At 73.0% G+C, this 21,490-nt stretch carries 17 protein-coding genes; 1 reads left to right on the top strand and 16 read right to left on the bottom strand.

Annotation, left to right across the window (positions count from 1 at the left end; translation table 11 throughout):
- Positions 1 to 30 precede the first annotated feature (30 nt).
- The 16 genes from ACSUPR_RS23370 to ACSUPR_RS23295 all read right to left on the bottom strand — a co-directional run bounded on the left by ACSUPR_RS23370 (position 31) and on the right by ACSUPR_RS23295 (position 20,001).
- Positions 31 to 918, bottom strand: a complete 888-nt coding sequence (locus ACSUPR_RS23370; RefSeq protein ID WP_436886869.1) for an alpha/beta hydrolase fold domain-containing protein — start codon at positions 916 to 918, stop codon at positions 31 to 33.
- Positions 919 to 1,108: 190 nt separating this feature from the next.
- Positions 1,109 to 2,287, bottom strand: coding sequence for a glutamate 5-kinase (gene proB, locus ACSUPR_RS23365; protein WP_436886868.1), 1,179 nt, complete (start codon positions 2,285 to 2,287; stop codon positions 1,109 to 1,111).
- Between the two features lie 74 nt (positions 2,288 to 2,361).
- Entirely contained in the window at positions 2,362 to 3,726 is a 1,365-nt protein-coding gene (gene obgE, locus ACSUPR_RS23360; RefSeq protein WP_436886867.1) for a GTPase ObgE, read from the bottom strand.
- Positions 3,727 to 3,855: 129 nt separating this feature from the next.
- A complete protein-coding gene (gene rpmA / locus ACSUPR_RS23355) occupies positions 3,856 to 4,116 on the bottom strand; it encodes a 50S ribosomal protein L27 (RefSeq protein WP_073380480.1) in 261 nt (86 codons plus the stop codon).
- Between the two features lie 13 nt (positions 4,117 to 4,129).
- The gene (gene rplU / locus ACSUPR_RS23350; protein ID WP_436892110.1) at positions 4,130 to 4,441 is read right to left on the bottom strand and encodes a 50S ribosomal protein L21; all 312 of its coding nucleotides are present in this window, start codon (positions 4,439 to 4,441) and stop codon (positions 4,130 to 4,132) included.
- Between the two features lie 355 nt (positions 4,442 to 4,796).
- The gene (locus ACSUPR_RS23345; RefSeq protein WP_436886866.1) at positions 4,797 to 7,823 is read right to left on the bottom strand and encodes an Rne/Rng family ribonuclease; all 3,027 of its coding nucleotides are present in this window, start codon (positions 7,821 to 7,823) and stop codon (positions 4,797 to 4,799) included.
- A 161-nt stretch (positions 7,824 to 7,984) separates the two neighbouring features.
- Positions 7,985 to 8,740: a TIGR03936 family radical SAM-associated protein gene (locus tag ACSUPR_RS23340; RefSeq protein ID WP_436886865.1), complete on the bottom strand. Its 756-nt coding sequence runs from the start codon at positions 8,738 to 8,740 to the stop codon at positions 7,985 to 7,987.
- An 816-nt stretch (positions 8,741 to 9,556) separates the two neighbouring features.
- Positions 9,557 to 11,494, bottom strand: a complete 1,938-nt coding sequence (locus ACSUPR_RS23335; RefSeq protein ID WP_436886864.1) for a TIGR03960 family B12-binding radical SAM protein — start codon at positions 11,492 to 11,494, stop codon at positions 9,557 to 9,559.
- Positions 11,495 to 11,586: 92 nt separating this feature from the next.
- Positions 11,587 to 12,756 carry a rod shape-determining protein RodA gene (gene rodA, locus ACSUPR_RS23330; RefSeq protein WP_436886863.1) on the bottom strand — a complete coding sequence of 390 codons (1,170 nt, stop codon included), beginning with the start codon at positions 12,754 to 12,756 and terminating at the stop codon, positions 11,587 to 11,589.
- A gap of 3 nt (positions 12,757 to 12,759) precedes the next feature.
- Positions 12,760 to 14,853: a penicillin-binding protein 2 gene (mrdA, locus tag ACSUPR_RS23325; RefSeq protein WP_436892109.1), complete on the bottom strand. Its 2,094-nt coding sequence runs from the start codon at positions 14,851 to 14,853 to the stop codon at positions 12,760 to 12,762.
- A 17-nt stretch (positions 14,854 to 14,870) separates the two neighbouring features.
- Complete coding sequence (mreD, locus tag ACSUPR_RS23320) at positions 14,871 to 15,443, bottom strand: rod shape-determining protein MreD (protein ID WP_436886862.1); 573 nt, start codon at positions 15,441 to 15,443, stop codon at positions 14,871 to 14,873.
- Between the two features lie 2 nt (positions 15,444 to 15,445).
- Complete coding sequence (mreC, locus tag ACSUPR_RS23315; RefSeq protein WP_436886861.1) at positions 15,446 to 16,348, bottom strand: rod shape-determining protein MreC; 903 nt, start codon at positions 16,346 to 16,348, stop codon at positions 15,446 to 15,448.
- Positions 16,348 to 17,382 carry a rod shape-determining protein gene (locus ACSUPR_RS23310; protein ID WP_436886860.1) on the bottom strand — a complete coding sequence of 345 codons (1,035 nt, stop codon included), beginning with the start codon at positions 17,380 to 17,382 and terminating at the stop codon, positions 16,348 to 16,350. The genes mreC and ACSUPR_RS23310 overlap by 1 nt, the downstream gene beginning before the upstream one ends.
- A gap of 339 nt (positions 17,383 to 17,721) precedes the next feature.
- Positions 17,722 to 18,129 (bottom strand): nucleoside-diphosphate kinase, encoded by a 408-nt coding sequence (ndk, locus tag ACSUPR_RS23305; protein ID WP_436886859.1) that lies wholly within the window; start codon positions 18,127 to 18,129, stop codon positions 17,722 to 17,724.
- Between the two features lie 96 nt (positions 18,130 to 18,225).
- The gene (locus ACSUPR_RS23300) at positions 18,226 to 18,612 is read right to left on the bottom strand and encodes a DUF4233 domain-containing protein (RefSeq protein ID WP_436886858.1); all 387 of its coding nucleotides are present in this window, start codon (positions 18,610 to 18,612) and stop codon (positions 18,226 to 18,228) included.
- 36 nt (positions 18,613 to 18,648) lie between these two features.
- Positions 18,649 to 20,001, bottom strand: a complete 1,353-nt coding sequence (locus ACSUPR_RS23295; protein ID WP_436886857.1) for a bifunctional folylpolyglutamate synthase/dihydrofolate synthase — start codon at positions 19,999 to 20,001, stop codon at positions 18,649 to 18,651.
- Between the two features lie 118 nt (positions 20,002 to 20,119).
- Here ACSUPR_RS23295 and ACSUPR_RS23290 point away from each other — a divergent pair, with 118 nt between their 5' ends.
- On the top strand, positions 20,120 to 21,367 hold the full coding sequence (locus tag ACSUPR_RS23290; protein ID WP_436886856.1) for a hypothetical protein: 1,248 nt from the start codon (positions 20,120 to 20,122) through the stop codon (positions 21,365 to 21,367).
- Positions 21,368 to 21,490: the final 123 nt, after the last annotated feature.

Genomic DNA, 21,490 nt, shown 5'->3' with positions numbered 1-21,490 from the left:
GCGCCCGCCTCCGGGCGCCGCGGGGCGCGTTCACAGGTCCCGGACGGTCCGCAGGATCCGGGCGCGCGCCCGTCCCCCCTCGGGGACCGGGACCAGGGGGTAGATGTGGAAGGCCCCCTCCTCCTCGCTGAGGCGGACGGTGCCCCCGACCTCGGCCACCAGGTCCCGCAGGCGCCGGGTGTCCGGCAGCAGCACGTCGCGCGTGCCGATGTAGAGGTCCATGGGCGGCAGGGTCGCCAGTTCCCCGTACACCGGGCTCAGCCGGGGAAGGGCCAGGTCGTCCCCTCCCGACCAGGACTTCGCCGCCTCCAGCATCCCCACGGGGCTCAGCCAGGGGTCGCGCTCGTCCACCTCGGCGATCTCGGGGTTGGACATGGTCAGGTCGGCCCACGGGGACACCAGGATCAGCCGGGCCGGTTCCGGCAGCCCCGCGCCGGGCAGCGTCTGGGCCAGGGCCAGGGCGAGCCCGCCGCCGGCGGAGTCGCCCGCGAACGCGATACGCCCGGGGTCGACGTCGGCCGACAGCTCCCGGTAGACCTCCGTCAGGAACGGGAAGGCCTCCCGGTAGGTGTGCTCGGGTGCCAGCCCGTACAGCGGCACCTCCACCCGGCAGCCGGTGTCGGCCATCCGGGAGATGAGCACCCAGTGCCACGCCGAGATCTCGCTGACGTAGGTCCCGCCGTGCACGTACAGCACGGCCCTGTCCGGGGCCGCTTCCTCCGCGGGGAGCACGGTGTAGACGGGGAAACCCGCGACCGTCCTCAGGCTGATCCGGTGCCGCTGGGTGACCAGGTACGGCGGCGCGGGGTCGTCCTTGGGCTCGTACAGCCACTCCCGGGCGCTCTCCACCGACTCCATGGGGCGCTTGCGTGCCACACGCAGCCCCAGCGACAGCAGCCGCGCCATCAAGCTCGGCATGGGGCACTCCTTCTCCGGGGGGGCGGGAGACCCGCCCCTTCCATGTCCCTGTGACCGGATTCTCTCCCGGGCCGGGGACATCCGCGGGCACCCGGGCCGTGTCGCCGCGGCCCGCTCGCGGTGCGGGAGCCGCGTCCCCCCGCCCCGGCCGCCCGCGGGGTTCCCGCGGGCGGCGTTCACGCGGCGGGTGTCAGAGGACCACGAGGTCGTCGCGGTGGACCAGCTCGCGCTCGTAGGAGGGGCCCAGCTCCCGCGCCAGCCAGCGGGTGGAGCGACCCATGAGGTCGGGCACCTCGGCGGAGTCGTAGTTGACCAGGCCCCGGGCCACCACCGTGCCCTGCTCGTCGCGCAGGTCCACGGGGTCCCCGGCACTGAACTCGCCGAACACGTCCACCACCCCGGCGGGCAGCAGCGACGCCTTGTCCCCGACCACGGCGGACACCGCGCCCGGGTCCAGGACCAGGCTGCCGCGCCCCGAGGTGGCATGCGCCAGCCACAGCTGGCGGGCCGAGGGGCGCCGCCCGGAGGCGGCGGCGAAGAGCGTGCCCACCCCCTCCCCCGCCAGCGCGGCGCGGGCGTTGGCGGCGGAGGTGAGCAGGGTGTTCACACCCGCCTCGGTCGCGATGCGCGCCGAGTCGACCTTGGTGACCATGCCACCGGTGCCCACGCCCCGCCTGCCCGTGGAGCCGACGTCGATGCCCTCCAGGTCCTCGGGCCCGGAGACCAGGCCCACCACCCGGGAGGCGGGGTCGGCCGGGTCGCCGTCGTAGAGGGCGTCCACGTCCGACAGCAGGACCAGGGCGTCGGCCCTCATCAGGTGCGCGACAAGGGCCGCCAGCCGGTCGTTGTCGCCGAACCGCAGTTCGTGGGTGGCCACGGTGTCGTTCTCGTTGACGATGGGCAGGGCGCCGATGTCCAGAAGCCGGCGCAGGGTGCGCTGGGCGTTGCGGTGCTGCACCCGCCGCATCAGGTCCTCCACCGTGAGCAGGACCTGGGCGGCGTTGATGCCGTACCCCGCCAGCTCGGCGGTGTAGGCGGCCAGCAGCAGCCCCTGGCCGACGCTGGCGGCGGCCTGCTGGGAGGCCAGGTCGCGGGGGCGGGAGCGCATCCCCAGCGGGGTCATCCCCGCCGCCACCGCACCGGAGGAGACCAGGATGACCTCCTGGCCCAGGGCGCGGCGGGACGCCAGTACCTCGACCAGCTCCCGGATCCGGCCGGAGTCGATGCGGCCGTCGGGGGTCGTCAGCGACGAGGACCCCACCTTGACGACGACCCGGCGGGCGGCGGCGACGGCCGCCCGCCCGCGGGCCTCCCGGGAGGCGGTCTGTTCGAGTTGTTCTGCGCTGTGCACCGTGTGGGGGCTTTCCATCCGGGGGCGCGGTCCGCTCGGCGGAGCCGCGCCCCTCTTGCGTGTTCGGCCGGGCCCGTACGTCCCCGCGCGGTTCAGCCCAGCCGGGCGTCGGTCCCGCGCGGGCCGGACGGGACGGCCTCGGCGTCCAGGGACGGGTCCCAGTCGAAGACCACGGAGTCCTCATCGGTGCCGATGTGGACCTCGGCTCCCTCGGTGGCCCCGGCCTTGGCCAGCTGCTCCTCGATGCCCAGGCGGTTGAGCCGCTCGGCGAGGTAGCCGACGGCCTCGTCGTTGGAGAAGTCGGTCTGGCGCACCCAGCGGGCGGGCTTCTCGCCCCGGACCTGGAAGGCGTTGTTCCCCAGGGGGACGACCTCGAAGGGCACGTCGCCGATCATCCTGGGTCGGATGACGATGCGGGTGGGCTCGGCGGCCGGGGCGGCGTCGCGGGCCGCGGAGACCTGCTCCGCCAGGGCGAAGGACAGCTCGCGCAGTCCCTCGCGGGAGGCCGCGGAGACCTCCAGCACGCGGTGGCCGCGCTCGGTGAGCATGGGCGTGACGAGTTCGGCGAGCTCGCGTGCCTCGGGTACGTCGACCTTGTTGAGGACGACGATGCGCGGGCGGTCGGACAGGTCGACGCCGGTGGCCGTCCCGTAGGCGGTCAGCTCCGCCTCCAGGGCCTCCAGATCGCTGACGGGGTCGCGGCCCGGCTCGTAGGTGGCGCAGTCCAGGACGTGCAGCAGGGTGGAGCAGCGCTCGATGTGGCGAAGGAACTCCAGGCCCAGGCCCTTGCCGTCGCTGGCGCCGGGGATGAGACCGGGCACGTCGGCGATGACGTACTGGGTGGTGCCCGCCTCGACCACACCGAGGTTGGGGACCAGGGTGGTGAACGGGTAGTCGGCGATCTTGGGCCGGGCGGCCGACATGGCGGCGATGAGCGAGGACTTCCCGGCGCTGGGGAAGCCCACCAGGCCGACGTCGGCGATGGTCTTCATCTCCAGGCGGACGTCGAACGCCTCGCCCTCCTCGCCCTTGAGGGCGAAGCCGGGGGCCTTGCGCTTCTTGGAGGCCAGCGCGGCGTTGCCCAGGCCGCCGCTGCCGCCCTGGGCGAGTACCAGGCGGGTGCCGTGGCCGACCAGGTCGGCGATGACCTCGCCGTCCGAGCGGGTGACCACGGTGCCGTCGGGCACGTACAGGACCAGGTCGTCGCCGTTGGCGCCGTTGCGGTGGCCGCCCATGCCCGGGGTGCCGTTCTGGGCGGTGCGGTGCGGGCGGCGCTGGAAGTCCAGCAGGGTGGCGGTCTGGGCGTCGACCTCCAGGACGACGTCGCCGCCCCGGCCTCCGTTGCCGCCGTCGGGTCCGCCCAGGGGCTTGAACTTCTCGCGGTGGACGGAGGCGCAGCCGTGCCCGCCGTTCCCGGCCTTGACGTGCAAGACCGCCTCGTCGACGAAGTCGGGCATGGTTCTCCTCTGTTCACTGCTCCGGCCGCGGGGCGGCCGATGGGAAATGGGTGCGTCACCTGGTGACAACACCAGAGGCGGGCCAGTGTTCCCTGGCCCGCCTCTGCAAGAACAACGTCCGCGCGCGACCTACTCGGCGGCGGCGGGAACGATGTTCACGGCCTTGCGGCCGCGGAAGTTGGCGAACTTGACCTCGCCGGCGACCAGGGCGAACAGCGTGTCGTCGCCGCCGCGGCCCACGTTGGCGCCGGGGTGGAACTTGGTGCCGCGCTGGCGGATGAGGATCTCACCGGCCTGGACGGCCTGGCCGCCGAAGCGCTTGACACCCAGGCGCTTGGCGTTCGAGTCGCGGCCGTTGCGGCTGGACGATGCGCCCTTCTTGTGTGCCATCTCTCAGATCCTCCTACTTCGCCGAGATGCCGGTGACGCGGACCTGGGTGTGCTTCTGGCGGTGACCCTGGCGCTTCTTGTAACCGGTCTTGTTCTTGTACTTCAGGATGTTGATCTTGGGGCCCTTGGTCTCACCGAGAACCTCGGCGGTGACCGTGTAGCCGCTCAGCTTGTCCGTGTCGCTGACGACGTTGCCGTCCTCCACGACGAGGATGGGCTGCCACGTGATGGTGGCGCCGGTCTCGGCAGAGACCTTGTCGATGTTCAGGACGTCATCGACGGACACCTTCTCCTGACGGCCGCCCGCTCGCACGATCGCGTACACCGCGTAACTCTCTTCCTGCTCGCTCAACGAATAATGCTCGGGACCATCCCCGAGACATGTGTTCGGGGTCCGGGTCCGGCCGGATGCCCTCGCGGGCTGGCCGGGAGGACCGCCCCGTGTGGGAACAACGGGGAGTCCTCGTTCCACGATCCACTGTTGCCTGTAGCGGGGCGCGGGGATCTGAGGGAAACAAACCCTGCGTGGAGAGCACTTGGTGTCGGGGCGCGCGATCACTCGGAGCGCGCCGACGCACCGTCCATCAGGTTACCACCGACCCGCCACGGGCCTGCACACGTGCCGCGGTCCGGGCCGGGGTCGCCCCCCGGCCCGGACCGGGCCCACGTCCCGCTCCGGCTCAGCCGGCGTCCACGGCGGTGGTCGAGGCCGCCGCCTTGGTGCGCCGGGTGCGGCGGCGCTTGGGCCGCTCGGCGGCCTCCTCGTCGCCCTCCTCCGGTGCGGTGGTCTCGGTCACGGCCTCCGGCTCGCCGACGGCCTCGGCGGCCGCACGGGCGGTCCGGCGGGTCGCGGTGCGCCGGGTGCGGCGCGGGGCCGGTGCCTCCTCGGCCGGAGCCTCCGGGGCCTCGGCGGCCTCGGGCTCCCCGGCGGCCGGAGCGGCCTCCTGCGGCTCGGTCGCCGACTCCTCGGCCTCGGTCTCGACCGCCTCCTCGGCGGCCTTGCGCGAACGCGAGGTGCGCTTGCGGGTCCGCTTGGGCTCGGCCTTCTCCGCCTCGTCGGCGTCCTCGGCCTTCTTGCCCCTGGCCGCCTTCTTCTCCGGCTTCCCCTCGGCCTCGGCGGCGGGCTCGGCCGCCTCCTCGGCCACCGGGGCCTGCGGCTCGGCGGGCTCGGGCTCGGGCTCCTCGGCGGCGGTGTCCTGCACCTCGGCCTGCTCGGCCTCGCCCTTGCCCTTGTCGCCCTTGCCCTTCTTCTTGCGCCCGTTGCCGCCCGCGCCGCCGCCGGAGCCGCCCTTGCCCTCCACCGGGTCGGTGGACAGGATCAGGCCGCGTCCGCTGCAGTGCTCACAGGTGTGGGAGAAGGCCTCCAGCAGCCCCTGGCCGACCCGCTTGCGGGTCATCTGCACCAGGCCCAGCGAGGTGACCTCGGCCACCTGGTGCTTGGTGCGGTCCCGGGACAGGCACTCGAGCATCCGGCGCAGCACCAGGTCGCGGTTGGACTCCAGGACCATGTCGATGAAGTCGATGACGATGATGCCGCCGATGTCGCGCAGCCGGAGCTGGCGGACGATCTCCTCGGCCGCCTCCAGGTTGTTCTTGGTGACGGTCTCCTCGAGGTTGCCGCCCTGGCCGGTGAACTTTCCGGTGTTGACGTCGACGACCGTCATCGCCTCGGTGCGGTCGATGACGAGCGAGCCGCCGCTGGGCAGCCAGACCTTGCGCTCCAGCGCCTTGTTGATCTGCTCGTCGATCCGGTAGGCGGCGAAGACGTCGCGGTCCTCGGTCCAGTGGGAGGCCCGCTCGGCGAGGTTGGGCGCCACGTGCTCGACGTAGTCGTGCACGGTGTCCCAGGCCTCGTCGCCGGAGACCACCAGGCTGGAGAAGTCCTCGTTGAACACGTCCCGCACGACCCGGATGGTCAGGTCCGGCTCGCTGTTGAGCAGGGCGGGGGCGTTGGCCGACTTGGACTTGCGCTTGATGGACTCCCACTGGTTGGCCAGGCGGGAGATGTCGCGCTCCAGCTCCTCCTCGCTCGCGCCCTCGGCGGCGGTGCGGACGATGACGCCCGCGCCGGAGGGCATGACCTTCTTGAGGATCTGCTTGAGGCGGGCGCGCTCCTTGTCGGGGAGCTTGCGGCTGATGCCGGTCATCGAGCCGCCGGGCACGTACACGAGGTAGCGGCCGGGCAGGCTGATCTGGCTGGTCAGGCGGGCGCCCTTGTGGCCGACAGGGTCCTTGGTGACCTGCACCAGGACCGACTGGCCGGACTTGAGCACCGACTCGATGCGCTTGGGCTGACCGTCCAGGCCGAAGGAGTCCCAGTTGACCTCGCCCGCGTACAGGACGGCGTTGCGGCCCTTGCCGATGTCGACGAACGCGGCCTCCATCGACGGCAGCACGTTCTGCACCCGGCCCAGGTACACGTTGCCCACGTAGGAGCGGTGGGTGGCGCGGTCGACGTAGTGCTCGACGAGGATGTCGTCCTCGAGGACGGCGATCTGGGTGCGGTCGCCGGTGCGGCGGATGACCAGGTCGCGCTTGACCGCCTCGCGGCGGGCCAGGAACTCCGACTCGGTGACGATCGGGGCGCGGCGGCGGCCCTGCTCGCGGCCCTCTCGGCGGCGCTGCTTCTTGGCCTCCAGGCGGGTGGACCCGCGCACGGCCTGGACCTCGTCCGAGATGGGCCGGTCCGGGCGCGGCTCGCGGACGCGGACCACGGTGTTGGGCGGGTCGTCGGAGGTGGTGTCGCTCCCCCCGCCGCCGGAGCGGCGGCGACGGCGGCGACGCCGGCGGCTGCCCGCGCGGTCGTCCTCCTCGGCGCCCTCGGAGGCGTCCTCGGTGTCGGCCCTGTCCTCGGCCTCATCGGACTCGTCGGCGGACTCGGCGTCGTCGGCCTCGTCACCGGTGCGCGAACGGCCCCGGCCCCGGCCGCCGCGGCGGCGACGGCGTCGGCCGGGCCGCTCCTCGGCGGACTCCTCCGCGCCGGTCTCCTCGGCGGACTCCTCCTCGGCTTCGGCGGACTCGTCGTCCTCGTCCTCGACCGGCTCGATCTCGTCCTCGTCCTCGACGACCACGGCGGGGACGGCGGGCGGGGCGGCGACCACGGGGGGCTGGAAGAGCATGGAGGGCGCCTGGAAGACGGCACCGGCCTGGGCGCCGTCCTCCGGTTCCTCCTCGGTCCCGGAGGCGGCGGAGGCCTCGGCTGCGGCGGTGGGCTCGGCGGCGGCCCGCGTGCGCGAACGGCGCGTGCGGGTGCGGGGCTCCGGCTCGGCGGCGGGGGCCTCAGCGGCCACGGCCGGCTCGGAGGACTCCGCGGCGGCCGCGCGGGTGCGGCGCGTGCGGGTCTTCTTCTCGGGCGCGGCGGCCCGGGGCTCGTCGGTCTCCGGCGCGACCTCGGCGGCCCGGGGGGCCGGCTCCGGCGGCCGGTCCTCGACGCGCACCGTGCGTCGCCGCACGGGGGTGGCGGAGGTGACCTTGACCGTGCCGCCCTCACCGGAACCCGCGAGCGTGGTCACGGGCTTGGCCGGGGGGACGAAGACGTCGTCGGGCTCGGGGGGCGGTCCCGCCGCGCGGCGCACGCCCCTGGCCGGTGCGCGTGTGGTCACGCGCACCTCGCCTCCCCCCACGGGGGGCGTCGCCGCCCTCGTTTCGGTTGTTTCAGTTGTACCCACGGTGTCGTCTGCACCGTTGCTGGGCTCGTTGTCGAGCATCCGGGCGGTCTCCCGTCAAAGTCCCCGGGCGCGCCGCGACCCTTCGGTCGGCGGCGCGGCTCACGAGAACTGTCGTCGCTGTGTCAGCGCCGACGGCACCGGGGTGCCGTCGAGGCAAAGTCCTGTGGTGGCGCCCACGTTCCCCGCTTCGGGGCCGCTCATCAGCGCGGTCCCGTCATGGGCGCCGACGGCTGTGGTGCGCTGTCGCCCCGCTCCTGGGCGTCGTCCGCCGTTCCGGAGTCGTTTCGGTCCGCGGCGAGCGGGTCTGCGACCGCACCTGTCGTCTCGTCCAGCGGCCCCTGCGCCAGCCGGGTCATCGTCACCGATGACGGCGGCGCGAGGTCGGCCGCATGGCGGAGGCCGGTCAGCACGTCGTCCGGTCGCACAGCAGGTGTCGTGTGCCGTACGACCATCCGAAGTATGGCATATGTGGTGTCCTGCTCCCTCGGGGCACGCCCGGGTCCACGACACACGTCGATGCCGACCACCGCCGGTCGGGTGTCGAAGCGGCGGCGACCCTTCTTGGTCATCCGCTCCACCTCGACGGTCTCGGCCGCCAGGTAGGCCCCGACGGCGCGTTCCGCCTCGCCGGGTCCGACCCCGCCCAGTTCCACCTGCCACACGGAGGCCTGGAGCCGTTCGGCCAGGCCGGGAACACGGGCCCGGACGACCTCGACGACGTCGATACCGTCCGGCATGGCCGCGTCGATGTCGGCCCCGACCCGGGCGGGCTCCCGTTCCTCGGTGAGGGTGAGTTCGAGGTACTCCGCCTCACTGGCGACCCCGGTGGGGGCCGCTCCGGTGTAGGAGATCTTCGGGTGGGGCGAGAAACCGGCGGAGAAGGCGACCGGTACGTCGGCCCGGCGCAGGGCGCGCTCCAGTGCCCGGGCGATGTCCCGGTGGCTGGCGAACCTCATGCGACCGCGCTTGGCGTAGCGGACGCGGAGCCGTTGTCCGGGTGCGGCGGTGGAGGGTGAAGTGGTGCCCTCGGGTGCGGGGGGCAGCTCAACTCCTTTCCTCATGCCCCGGTGCGGTCGCGGGGCGACCGGTGAGGGGCTGTTCCTCGTCCTGTTCAGCGTACGGTGCGCGGCGGTGCACCTGGACCGGCGAACCGGGGGGCGCTCCGTTGCACGTGCGTCCGCCAGGACCACGCACCCGGTATCTGCCCCGCTGACCTGCGATCGAAAAGTCCCGATCGAACTCCGAGCGGGCCGCCTCGGGGACCGCGCGCACTCTGAACCTGTGTTCACCACCAGAACGCGGGGGTCCGGAAAAAAAATCCGAAGAAAATCCTGAACCCGTGGCAACCCCCCGGAGGGGCCGCGAGTCCTATTACACGTACGGCCCGGCGCGAGCGGGGCGCCGGGCCGTACACCTTCTCCCCCGGGCGCTCCCCTTCACAGGGTCGAGGACCACCGCACAGGCGGCGCCCGGAGCGGGCATCCTACTCCACCACCCTCACGGCCCCTTCGCGCGCCCTCCCCTCCGGCACCGTCCGCCCCTCTTCTTTTCGGCGTCCCCCGGGCCGTGCGCATGACCGGCGGCGCCGCGCTCGAGCCACCCCGTCCGGGACCGATCCGGCCGAACCCGACTCCCTCGCCGGCCGCGTGCACGGCTCCCGCCGTCCGGACCCGCCGGAGGAACCGCGGCGCCGCATGCCCGGCGAGCGCGCCGACCGGTGCCCGGCCCGCACCGCCGGCCCCGGCCCGCCCGCCGCGGGCCGGGGCGGGCCGTCAGACGACGGTGAGGGGGAGCATGGGCCGCCCCTCCGCCGGGGCGTTGATCTGGATCTCGGTGCCCATGCTGGGGCACACCCCGCAGTCGTAGCAGGGGTTCCAGCGGCAGTCGTCGATCTCCAGCGACTCCTCGCCGTGCAGGGAGTCCTGCCAGTCCTGCCACAGCCAGGAGCGGTCCAGTCCCGCGTCCAGGTGGTCCCAGGGCAGCACCTCGTCCTCGTCCCGCTCGCGGGTGGTGTACCAGTCGACGTCCACCGGGTACCCGGCCAGGCCGGTCTCGGCCGCCTTCATCCAGCGCTCGTAGGAGAAGTGCTCGCTCCAGCCGTCGAACCGCCCGCCCGAGCGCCACGCCTCCTCGATGACCCGGCCCACCCGGCGGTCGCCCCGGGAGAGCAGCCCCTCCACGATGGACGGGCGCCCCTCGTGGTAGCGCAGCCCGATGGACTTGCCGTAGGCGCGGTCCGAGCGCAGCCGGTCGCGGAGCTTGCGCAGCCGGGCGTCCACCACCTCGTGCGAGGTCTGGCCCGCCCACTGGAACGGGGTCTGCGGCTTGGGCACGAAACCGCCGATGGACACCGTGCAGCGGATGTCCCGGCGCCCGGTCACCTCCCGGCCGGTGCGGATGACCTCGGTGGCCAGGTCCGCGATGGCCAGCACGTCCTCGTCCTCCTCGGTGGGCAGGCCGCACATGAAGTACAGCTTGACCTGCCGCCACCCCGCCGCGTACGCCGCGGTGACGGTGCGGATGAGGTCCTCCTCCGTGACCATCTTGTTGATGACCCGGCGCATCCGCTCGCTGCCGCCCTCGGGGGCGAAGGTCAGCCCGGAGCGGCGGCCGTTGCGGGTGAGCTCCTCGGCCAGGTCGATGTTGAAGGCGTCCACCCGGGTGGAGGGCAGCGACAGCCCGGTGTTGGTGCCCTCGTAGCCGTCGGCCAGGTCCTTGGCGATGTCCTTGATCTGGCTGTGGTCGGCGCTGGACAGCGACAGCAGGCCCACCTCCTGGAAGCCGGAGTTCTTCACCCCCTCGCGGACCATGGAGGTGACCGTCTCCTTGTTGCGCTCGCGCACCGGCCGGGTGATCATCCCGGCCTGGCAGAACCGGCAGCCGCGGGTGCAGCCGCGGAAGATCTCCACGCTGTAGCGCTCGTGCACCGACTCCGCGGTGGGCACGATCGGCTTCTTCGGGTAGGGCCACCGGTCCAGGTCCATGACGGTGTGCTTGTGCACCGTCTCGGGCACTCCCGCCCGGTTGGGCGTGTACCCGGCGATGCGCCCGTCCCCGTGGTACTCCACGTCGTAGAAGCGCGGTACGTACACCCCGCCGGTGGCGGCCAGCCGGAGCAGCAGGCCGTCGCGGCCGCCCGGCTCCCCCTCGTCCTTGAACTCGCGGACGATCTCGGTGATCGCCAGGGTGATCTCCTCGCCGTCGCCGAGCACCACCGCGTCCAGGAAGTCGGCGACCGGCTCGGGGTTGAACGCCGAGTGCCCCCCGGCCAGCACCACCGGGTGCCCCTCGCGCCGGTCCGCCGCGTGCAGCGGGATGCCGGCCAGGTCCAGCGCGGTGAGCAGGTTGGTGTAGCCCATCTCGCTGGCGAAGCTGACGCCGATGAGGTCGAAGGCGCCCAGCGGCCGGTGGGCGTCCACGGTGAAGTGCGGCACCCCGTGCTCTCGCAGCAGGGCCTCCATGTCCGGCCAGACCGCGTACGCCCGCTCGGCCAGCACCCCCTCGCGCTCGTTGAGGATCTCGTACAGGATCTGCACGCCCTGGTTGGGCACTCCCACCTCGTAGGCGTCGGGGTACATCAGCGCCCAGCGCACCCGGGCGCCGTCCCAGTCCTTGACGACGGAGTTGAGCTCGCCGCCCACGTACTGGATGGGTTTGCCGACCCGGGCCAACAGTGGCTCCAGTCGCGGAAAGAGGCTTTCGACGGTCATGGGTCTGGAGACTTTCGATCGACGGACGGTGACGGACCTTCCCTCTCAGGCTACCGGCGCCGCCACCTCCGCCCCCGGTCTTCCACAGGCCCCTATTCGAATCCCCGGTCCCGGGAGTTCACCCCCAGGACCAGCCCCAGCGCCAGCAGGTTGGCCAGCAGCGCCGTGCCGCCGTAGGAGACGAACGGCAGCGGCAGGCCGGTCACCGGGACGATGCCCAGCCCCATGCCGATGTTGATGAAGGTCTGGAACCCGAACCAGGACGCCACCCCCACGCACAGCAGGCGCGGGTAGGGCTGGTCGCAGCGCAGGGCGACGCGCAGGACCCGCCACAGGATCACCGCGAACAGGCCGACGACCAGGCCGGCTCCGAGGAATCCCAGCTCCTCCCCGGCGACCGTGAAGATGAAGTCGGTGTGCTGCTCGGGCACGAACCGGCCGTGCGTCTGCTCCCCCTGGAACAGCCCGGTCCCGTCGAAGCCGCCCGAACCGACGGCGATGAGCGCCTGGTTGGAGTTGTACCCGGCGCCCTGCGGGTCCGCCGACGGGTCCACCAGGGTCGCGATGCGGTCGAGCTGGTAGGGCTCCAGCATGTCGAACCACCACACGCAGAACCCCGCCGCCACCCCGGCCAGCAGCATCCCGGCGACCCAGAAGACCGGCGCCCCGGACAGGGTCAGCATCCCCAGGAAGATGACCCCCAGCACCAGCGTGGTGCCCAGGTCGGGCTGGAGCATGACCAGGACGAGCGGGAGCGCGAGCGCCAGCAGGCAGAACAGCACGTCCCTGGACATCGGCCGGGTCTCGCCGTCGCGGGGCTCACCCAGCAGGGTGGCCAGGACCAGGATGAGGCCCACCTTGGCCAGCTCGCTGGGCTGGAACTGGAAGCCGCCCACCACGATCCACCCGCGCGAGCCGTTGATGACGGCGCCCAGCGGGGTCAGCACCAGGATCAGGGCGACGACGGTGGCGACGTAGACGATGGGCGCGTACGCGCGGACGGTCCGGTGGTCGACGGAGGCCACGAACAGGCACACCGCCCAGCCCACGGCCAGGTGGGCCAGGTGCTTGCGCAGGTGCTCGGTGGAGTCCAGCGGGTTCCCGCCGTCACCGGGCTGGGTGGCCGACCACACCAGCAGGCAGCCGATCGCGCACAGCGCGGCCACCGCGAGCACCAGGACCCAGTCCAGCCTGCGGGCGGTGCCGACGGCGGTCACCGCGGTCCGGCCCAGGGCGAGCCCGCGCGGGGCGTGTACGGTCATGGGTCACCGGTCCAGAGGGTCGATGGAGCCGTCGGGGCGCACCACGGGCAGGTCCGCGCGGGGCTTGCCCCCGGGCAGGGCGGGCTCGTCGAAGTCGCCGAACCCGTAGATGCCGTCGTAGATCTTCCGGGCGATGGGCGCGGAGGTGGTACCGCCGGTGCCGCCCTGGGAGACGAACACGACGACGGCGAACTGCGGGTCGTCGGCGGGCGCGTAGGAAACGAACCAGGACGACACCTGCCGGTTCTGGCCGTCGGCGCTACCGGTCTTGCCCGCGACGGACACCTTGTCCTGCGGGAAGTCCGCGAAGGCGCCGCGGCCGGTGCCGGACTTGGTGACCTCCTCCAGGGCGTCCTGGAGGTAGCGGATGGTCTCGTCCTTCACCGGGACGCGCCCGGCGACGACCGGCTCGATCTCCTGCACGGTGCTGCCGTCGGCGGAGACCAGCGCCCGGGCCACGCGCGGCTCGTACACGGTGCCGCCGTTGGCGATGGCGGCGTAGGCGCGGACCAGCTGGAGCGGGCTGACGAGCACGTCGCCCTGACCGATCGCGAAGTTGACGGCCTCTCCGGCCCGCCACTGGAACCCCTCGACGCACTGCTCGTAGGCCAGGAGCTTGAGGTAGGAGGCGTGGGACGGGTTGGTCTTGGCGATCTCGGGGTAGCCCTCCTCGCCGCGGCGGCAGTTGACCTCCCGGGTCTCCTCCCAGAAGGTGCGCTTCCACTCGCGGTCGGGGATGCGCCCGCTCGTCTCGTAGGGCAGGTCGATACCGGTCGGGGCCCCGAACCCGTAGCCGCGGGCCATCTCGGCCATGGCCTCCCGGGGTTCGCCCTCGGGTTCGAGGCCTCCGTCCTTGAGCCACAGCTGGTAGCCGAAGTTGTAGAAGATCGTGTTGCAGGAGACGACGATGGCCTTGTGCAGGCTGATGGTGCCGTGGCCGCCGCCGGCGTAGTTCTGGTAGTTCTGCCCGGCGATGTTGACCGAGCCGGGGCAGGCGTAGGTGCTGCGCAGCGAGTAGCCGTTCTCGACGGCGGCCGACAGCGACGACACCTTGAACGTGGAGCCGGGCGGGTACTGGCCCTGGACCGCGCGCGACAGCAGCGGCTCCCCGGCCTCGGCGCTGAGCAGTTCGTCGAACTTCTCCTGGTCGATACCGCCCTGCCAGATGGCGGGGTCGTAGGAGGGGAGGCTGGCCATGGCGACGATGCCGCCGGTGCGCACGTCCATGACGATGGCGGCCCCGGAGTCGGCCCTGTAGCGGGGCCGGGCGCCCTTCATACCCTCGGCCAGCGCGTCCTCGACGATCTTCTGGAGGCCCATGTCCAGGTGGGTGACGATGTGCATCCCGGCCTCGGGGGGCTGGTCGGAGATGACGTCCATGACCTCGCCGTGGTTGTTGACCCCCAGGGTGCGCACCCCCGCGGTGCCGCGCAGCTGGGCGTCGTAGACCGCCTCCAGGCCGTCGCGGCCGACCTGGTCGATACCCGTGAACTGGGTGCGCAGCTCCTCGCGGGCCTCCAGCTCCTCCTGGGTGACGGGCTGCAGGTAGCCGAGGATCTGCCCGGCCCGGGCGCCGTTGGGGTACTCGCGGACGGCCTGGGCCTGGGCGGTGATGCCCGGGAAGTCGTCGGAGCTCTCCATGATCTGGAGGGCGACGGACGGTTCGATGTCCTCGGCGAGGGTGACGGGCTGGTAGGGGGATCCGGGCCAGCAGGGCCGCTCCACCTCGGGCCCGCACAGGCGCATGCGCTGCTGGAGCTCCTCCAGGGGTACGTCGAGGACTCCGGAGAGGTCGGACAGGACCCGCTCGCCGCCGTCGTCCATGCCCACCAGCTCGTGGTAGTCGGCGGACACGACCAGCTCGGTGCGGTTGGCGACCATGGGGCGGCCGCTGGCGTCGAGGATCTGGCCGCGGGTGGCGGGCACGACGAGCCGCTGGTGGTGGTTGGAGACGGCCAGCTCCCGGTAGTGGTCGGCCATCGGGATCTGGAGGTACCACAGGCGCGCGCCGAGGGCGGCGAACAGGACGACGACGAGGATCTGTGAGATGACGATCCCCGTCCGCCCCAGGCGGGGGCCGGGCAGGCTCGGGTCCATCGGAGGTCGGCGCACGGTCACCACCCCTGCGGGGACATCGGCCCCTGGACGGTGGCGAACTCGTGGTCCGAGAGGGCCTCGCGCAGCCACAGCAGGGGCAGGGTCACCAGCGGCGCCGCCAGCAGGGTGAGCGCGGCGCCGGCTCCGACCGCGACGGCGATGTCGGACAGGCCGGTGCGCGGGTCGCCCATGAGCACGCCCAGGCCGGCGTAGGCGAGTCCGACGCCGACCGAGGTGAGCAGGACCGCGCCCAGGGCGAACCAGCGCGAGGTGCGGGTGCCGACCCCTCCGGGGGCTCCGGTGTTGCGGTGGATCAGCGACACCAGGTATCCGGCCAGGCACAGGATCAGGGCGTAGCGGCCGATCGCGTTGTCGGCCGGCGGCAGCACGTCCAGGGCCAGGCCGATGCCGAACCCCCAGGTCGCGGCGGACGCGGGGCCGGTGGTCAGCGCCAGGGCGACGACCGCGGCCAGCGCCAGGTCGGGGCCGGGGCCGCCGTCGGAGAGCGCGCCGAACGGGAGCCGGTTGACGACCACCGCCTGGACGAGCACGACCGCGGCCACCGAGAGCAGGGTCACGGCGGACCTCATGTCTACTTCTCCCTCTCGGGTGCGTCGGGCTTGGGCGGGAGCACGGAGTCCCTGGGGTCCTCGGCCGGACCGGCGACGACGACGCCGACCAGGTCCAGGGACGCGAAGTCGACCGCCGGGGACAGTGCGGCGATGCGGCTGAGCGCGCCCGGAGCGGCCTGCACCTCCTCGACGGTGCCGATGGGCACCCCCGGCACGAACGGCGCCCCCTCGTGCGAGCCGAGGGTGACCAGCCGGTCCCCGGCCTCCACGGGCGCCTCCATGTCGAACAGCTCCAGGGTGAGGTCGGCCTCGGGCCCGCCGGGCACGGTGCCGCCGGTGACGACGCCGATCTTGCGCGTGGACTCCAGGCGGGCGCCGACCGCCGAGGTGACGTCGGTGGCGAGCAGCACGGTGGCGGTGCGCGGGCCGGCGTCGATGACCCGGCCGACCAGCCCCTGGCCGTTGACCACGGTCATGTCGGTGCGGACCCCGGACTCGGTTCCGGCGTCGATGGTGGCGACGTCGGCGTAGCCGCGCGGGGTGGTGCGGGTGACCGCCTGGGCGGGGACGATCTCGTAGCCGCCCATCCCGGACAGGTGCAGGAGGCCGTCGAGCTCCTCGGCGCGGCCCTCGTCGAGGCGGGCGGCGCGCAGCTCCTCCTCCAGCTCGGCGTTGGCGGCCTCGAGCTCGGCGATGCGCTCGGAGGCCCCGGGTGCCCGCCGCACGGTGTCGTAGAGGCCGGTGACCGGCGCGGCGACGTACCCCACTCCCGCGGCGGCGGGCGCGAAGAGCAGTTCGCCGCCCGCTCGGGCCGCCGCGGTGACCGGGTTGTGGCCCGGACGGCCGTCCAGTACCAGCAGGACCACCGACAGGGCGACCAGCACGGCCAGGGTGAGCCGGGACCTCGGGCTGTCGCGCAGCATCAGCGCCGCCGTTCCGGGACGAGGACCTGGTGGAGGCGCTCGTAGTTCTCGACGCAGGTGCCGGAGCCGATGGCGACCGAGTCCAGGGCGTTGTCCGCGACGTGGATGGGCATCCCGGTCTCGTGCAGGAGCCGCTCGTCGAGGCCGCGCAGCAGGGCCCCGCCGCCGGTGACGGCGATGCCGCGGTCCATGATGTCGCCGGACAGCTCGGGCGGGCACTTGTCGAGGCTGGTGCGGACCGCGTCGATGATGGCGGTGACGGGTTCCTCGACGGCCTGGCGGACGTCGGACTCGGACATGACGATGGTCTTGGGCAGGCCGCTGACCAGGTCGCGGCCGCGCACCTCGGCGTGCAGCTCCTCGGCGCCGGTCGGGTAGGCCGAGCCGATGGCGAGCTTGAGCTCCTCGGCGGTGCGCTCCCCGATCATCAGGGAGTACTCCTTCTTGACGAAGGTCATGATGGCCTGGTCCAGCTCGTCGCCGCCGACCCGGATGGACTGGGAGGTGACGATGCCCCCCATGGAGATGACCGCGACCTCGGTGGTGCCGCCGCCGATGTCGACGACCATGTTGCCGGTGGGCTCGTGCACGGGCAGGCCCGCGCCGATGGCGGCGGCCATGGGCTCTTCGATGATGTAGACCCGTCGGGCGCCCGCCTGGTACCCGGCCTCCTTGACGGCGCGGTGCTCCACGGAGGTGATGCCGCTGGGAACCGCGACGATGATGCGGGGCTTGGCGAAGTGCCGGCGGCGGTGGATCTTCTGGATGAAGTAGCGCAGCATCCGCTCGGTGATCTCGAAGTCGGCGATGACGCCGTCCTTGAGCGGGCGGATGGCGGTGATGTTGGTCGGGGTGCGGCCGATCATCTGCTTGGCCTCGATGCCCACGGCGACGATCTTGCCCGTCGAGGTGTTGAGGGCGACGACCGAGGGTTCGTTCAGGACGATGCCGCGACCACGCACGTACACGAGCGTGTTGGCGGTCCCCAGGTCGACGGCCATGTCCCGGCCGAGAAATGCAAGGTTGTTCGGCATGTAACGTCCTCAGTGGCGCCGTGTCGGACGTGGTTGCACGGGGCGACCATACGTAGTCGTTCCGGCACGATAGGTATCCAGTCCCCCGTATCGTAACGGTCGGCACTTACCTGGTTACGCAAACACACCGAATCGTTGTCCTCCGTCCCCGAAGACACGGGAAAGACCTGCGGCGCCGCCGTGAACAGGTGCGGATCGCATCGGAGGGGGTCTCGCGGAGAGCACAGCGTAACCGCGGACCCGCCGCCGTGTACGGGGTTCGGCGCGATTCCCCCGGAACGGCGCGAAGGGCCGCCCCCCACGGGGGCGGCCCTTCGGCACGGGTCCTCGCGACCGGGCTCAGCCCAGGTCGGGGAAGAACAGCTTGATCTCGCGCTCGGCGGAGTAGGTGGAGTCCGAGCCGTGCACGATGTTCTGCTGCACCTCCAGGGCGAAGTCGCCGCGGATGGTGCCCGGGGCGGCGGTGACCGGGTCGGTCGCACCGGCCAGGGCCCGGAAGGCCTCGACGGCGCGCTCGCCCTCGACCACCATGGCCACCAGCGGGCCGCCGGTGATGAACTCCACCAGGGAGCCGAAGAACGGCCGCTCGGCGTGCTCCTCGTAGTGGGTCCTGGCGGTCTCGGCGTCGAGCGTGCGCAGCTCCATCGCGACGATCTTCAGGCCCTTGCGCTCGATGCGCGAGATGACCTCGCCGACGATGTTGCGGCGGACGCCGTCCGGCTTGATGAGAACGAGAGTGCGTTCCACGTGCGATTCAACTCCTCACTGGCACTCCGCGTGGCGCGCGGGGGCACGACGCCCACGGCGTCTGTGCACGCGGAAACGTGCGTCACACTATCGCGTTCAGGAGTCCGACGACGCACCGACGGCCGCTTCGCCCTCCCTGGCGGCCTCGGCCTCGGCCCGTGCCCGGTGGGCGGCCTTCATCTCGTCGGTCCGCCGGCCCAGGATCACACCGGCCACCCACAGGGACACGAAGACCACGGCGACCAGCATGCCCCCCGGGAGCATGAACGAGGTGAACAGGAACGCGGCCTGGAGCAGCCAGGCGGCGTAGTGGGCCCAGCGGTACTTCTGGAGGCCGGCCAGTACCAGGGCCGCGACGGCCATGGCGCCCCACAGGCTCCCGGCCAGGACGGGGTCCATACCCGCCAGGGCCACGGCCACGGGGATGAAGAGGCCGATGACGATGACCTCGAAGGCCAGCACGACGGCGCAGACGACACGCACGGTGGGATTTCCCTTCGTAGTGAGAGCGCCGGTCCGCTACTCCCCCGCGCCGCGCAGCAGGTGGACCGCGTCGCCCGCGGTGACCACCGAGCCGGTGACGAGCACCCCCGCGCCGCCGAACTCGCCGTCCTCCTCGGCCCGGCCCACGGCCAGGTCGATCGCGTCGTCGAGTCGGGGCGCCACGTGGACGCGGTCCTCGCCGAAGATCCGCGCGGCCAGGGCGGCCAGGGACTCCGGGTCGAGGGAGCGGGGAGAGGAGTTGCGGGTGACGACGATCTCGTCGAGCAACGGTTCCAGGGGATCCAGGATCCCTTCGACGTCCTTGTCGGCCATGATCGCGACCACGCCCACCAGCCGGGAGAAGGTGAAGGCCTCCTCCACGGCGGCGACGGTCGCGGCCATTCCGGCCGGGTTGTGCGCGGCGTCCGCGATGACGGTGGGGCTGGTGCGCACCACCTCCAGACGCCCGGGGGAATCGACCCCGGCGAGGGCCTCCGCGACGAGGGCGGGGTCCAGGCCGGCCTCGTCCTCGCCCGCGGCGGCGAACGCCTCGACCGCGGCGACGGCCACGGCGGCGTTCGACGCCTGGTGGGCGCCGAACAGCGGCAGGAAGACGGAGTCGTAGCTGCCGGCCAGGCCCTTGACGGTGACCTGTTGGCCGCCCACGGCGACCTCGCGTCCCAGCACCCCGAACTCCAGGCCCTCGCGGGCCACCCGGGCCCCGACCTCGGACGCGTTGCGCAGCAGGACCTCGGCCGCGGACACCGGCTGCTGGGCGATGACCGCGACGGAGTCGGGCTTGATGATGCCCGCCTTCTCCTCGGCGATGCCCTCGACGGTGTCGGGCAGGTAGTCGGTGTGGTCGATACCGATGGGCGTGACCACCGCGACGTCGCCGTCGACCACGTTGGTGGCGTCCCAGCGGCCGCCCATGCCCACCTCGACGACGGCCACGTCGACCGGGGTGTCGGCGAAGACCGCGTAGGCCATCACCGTGAGGATCTCGAAGAACGACAGCGGTGCGTCGTTCGTCGCGTCGGCCATCTCGATGTAGGGGCGGATGTCGTCGTAGGTCTCGACGAACCGCTCCTGGGAGATCGGCTCCCCGTCGACGACGATGCGCTCGCGGACGGTGCGCAGGTGCGGGCTGGTGTAGCGGCCCGTGCGCAGGCCCCTGGCGCGCATGAGCGCGTCGATCATGCGGGCGGTGGAGGTCTTGCCGTTGGTCCCCGTGACGTGGATGACCCGGAAGTTCCGGTGCGGATCGCCCAGCAGGTCCAGCAGTGTGCGGACGCGGTCCAGGCGCGGGTCGATGTCGGTCTCGGGTGCCCGGGCGAGGATCTGCGCCGTCACTTCGGCGTAGCGCGCGTCGGCGCGCTCCTCACTCACGGCTGCTGAGAGGTCGGGGTCGGGGTGTACACACCGCGCCAGTGTACGCGCCCCGGCGGGCGTGCGACCTCCGGGTACGGAGTCCGGACCGGGATATGACCGGGCCCATACTGGGGGCATGCCCGTCCTTGACCCTTTCTTCATCGAGTGGTCCGGCCGCTCCCCCGGCTCGACCCGCAGCCTGGGGCGCGCCCTGGAGCTGATGCGCGCCCTGGACCTGGCGGACGACCGGCCGCCCGTGCTGGGGGTGGTGGGCTCCAAGGGCAAGGGGACCACGGCCACCACGGCGGCGGCCGCGCTGTCCTCGGCGGGGCTGCGGACCGTGCTGGCCACCGGGCCGAGCTTCCGCTCCTACCGGGAGCGGGTGCGGCTGGACGGGGTCTCGGTCTCCGACGGCGTGCTGGACGGCCTGGGCGCGCGGATCGACCGGGCCAGGCGCGCGCTCCCCGACCCGGCCGGGGCGGGCGGGTACCTGGCGCCGAGCGGGCTGTTCCTCATCGCCGCCCTGCTGCACGCCCGTGACGCCGGGGCCGACGTGTGCGTACTGGAGGCCGGGATGGGCGGCCACCGCGACGAGCTGCGGCTGATCGGCCCGGAGGTGGTCGCCCTGGGCGCGGTGTTCGCCGAACACGTGGGGATCCTCGGGGACACCGTGGCCGAGATAGCCCGGGAGAAGACCCGGGTGGCCGGGGAGCGCACCCGGGCGCTGGTGCGGCTGCCGCAGACCCCGCAGGTCGCCGCGGCGGTGGACGCGGCCCTGGCCGAGGCGACGGGGGGCCGGGTGCGGGCCGAGGTCGCCGATCCGCAGGCCCCGGGGGCGCAGCCCCCCGCGGACCTGCGCCCGCCGGGACTGTCGGCGGCGTCGGGGGTGCTGGGCACGGCCGCGGCCGCCCGGATGCTGGAGCACCTGGGCCGGGGCCCGCTGGACCCGGGGCGGCTGCACGCGGTGCTGCGCACCCTGCGGCTGCCCGCCCGGCTGTCGCGGCACCCGGTGCCGGGCTCGGCCGGAGCCGAGGTGATCGTGGACTCGGCGATCGACCGGGTCGGGGTGGCGACGGCGCTGGAGCACGCGCGCGCGGCCTGGGGCGGGGTGGACCACGTGCTGCTGTGCCTGCCCGACCACAAGGACGTCGCGGGGGCGGTGACGGTGCTGGGCGACCTGCCGGTGACCATGGTGCGCCTGCCCGAGGCCCACCTGCGCTTCGAGTACGCGCCGCCCCCGCCCTGGGGCCGGGTGGACGCCGCCGACCTGTCGCCCGCCCGGGTGGCCGCCCTGGGCGACCGGGTGCTGGCGCTGGGGACGGTCTACTTCACCGGTCGGATGACCGAAGTCCTGGACGTGCCCACCGACCGCCTCTTCGGCTGACCGCCCGGCTCGGGGAAAAGGGGGCGGGGGCGGCGCCGGAGCGCCGCCCCCGCCGGGAGGGGACCGTCGGCCCGGGACCTGTTCCCGGATTCCGGTCCGCTCCGCGGTGCCGTGGGTTCCCGC

Origin of the sequence: Nocardiopsis dassonvillei (genome assembly GCF_964273065.1) — a bacterium.
Classification (GTDB): domain Bacteria; phylum Actinomycetota; class Actinomycetes; order Streptosporangiales; family Streptosporangiaceae; genus Nocardiopsis; species Nocardiopsis dassonvillei_B.
Note: the sequence above shows the minus strand (reverse complement) of the source record. Positions and strands in the feature narration are given on the sequence as shown.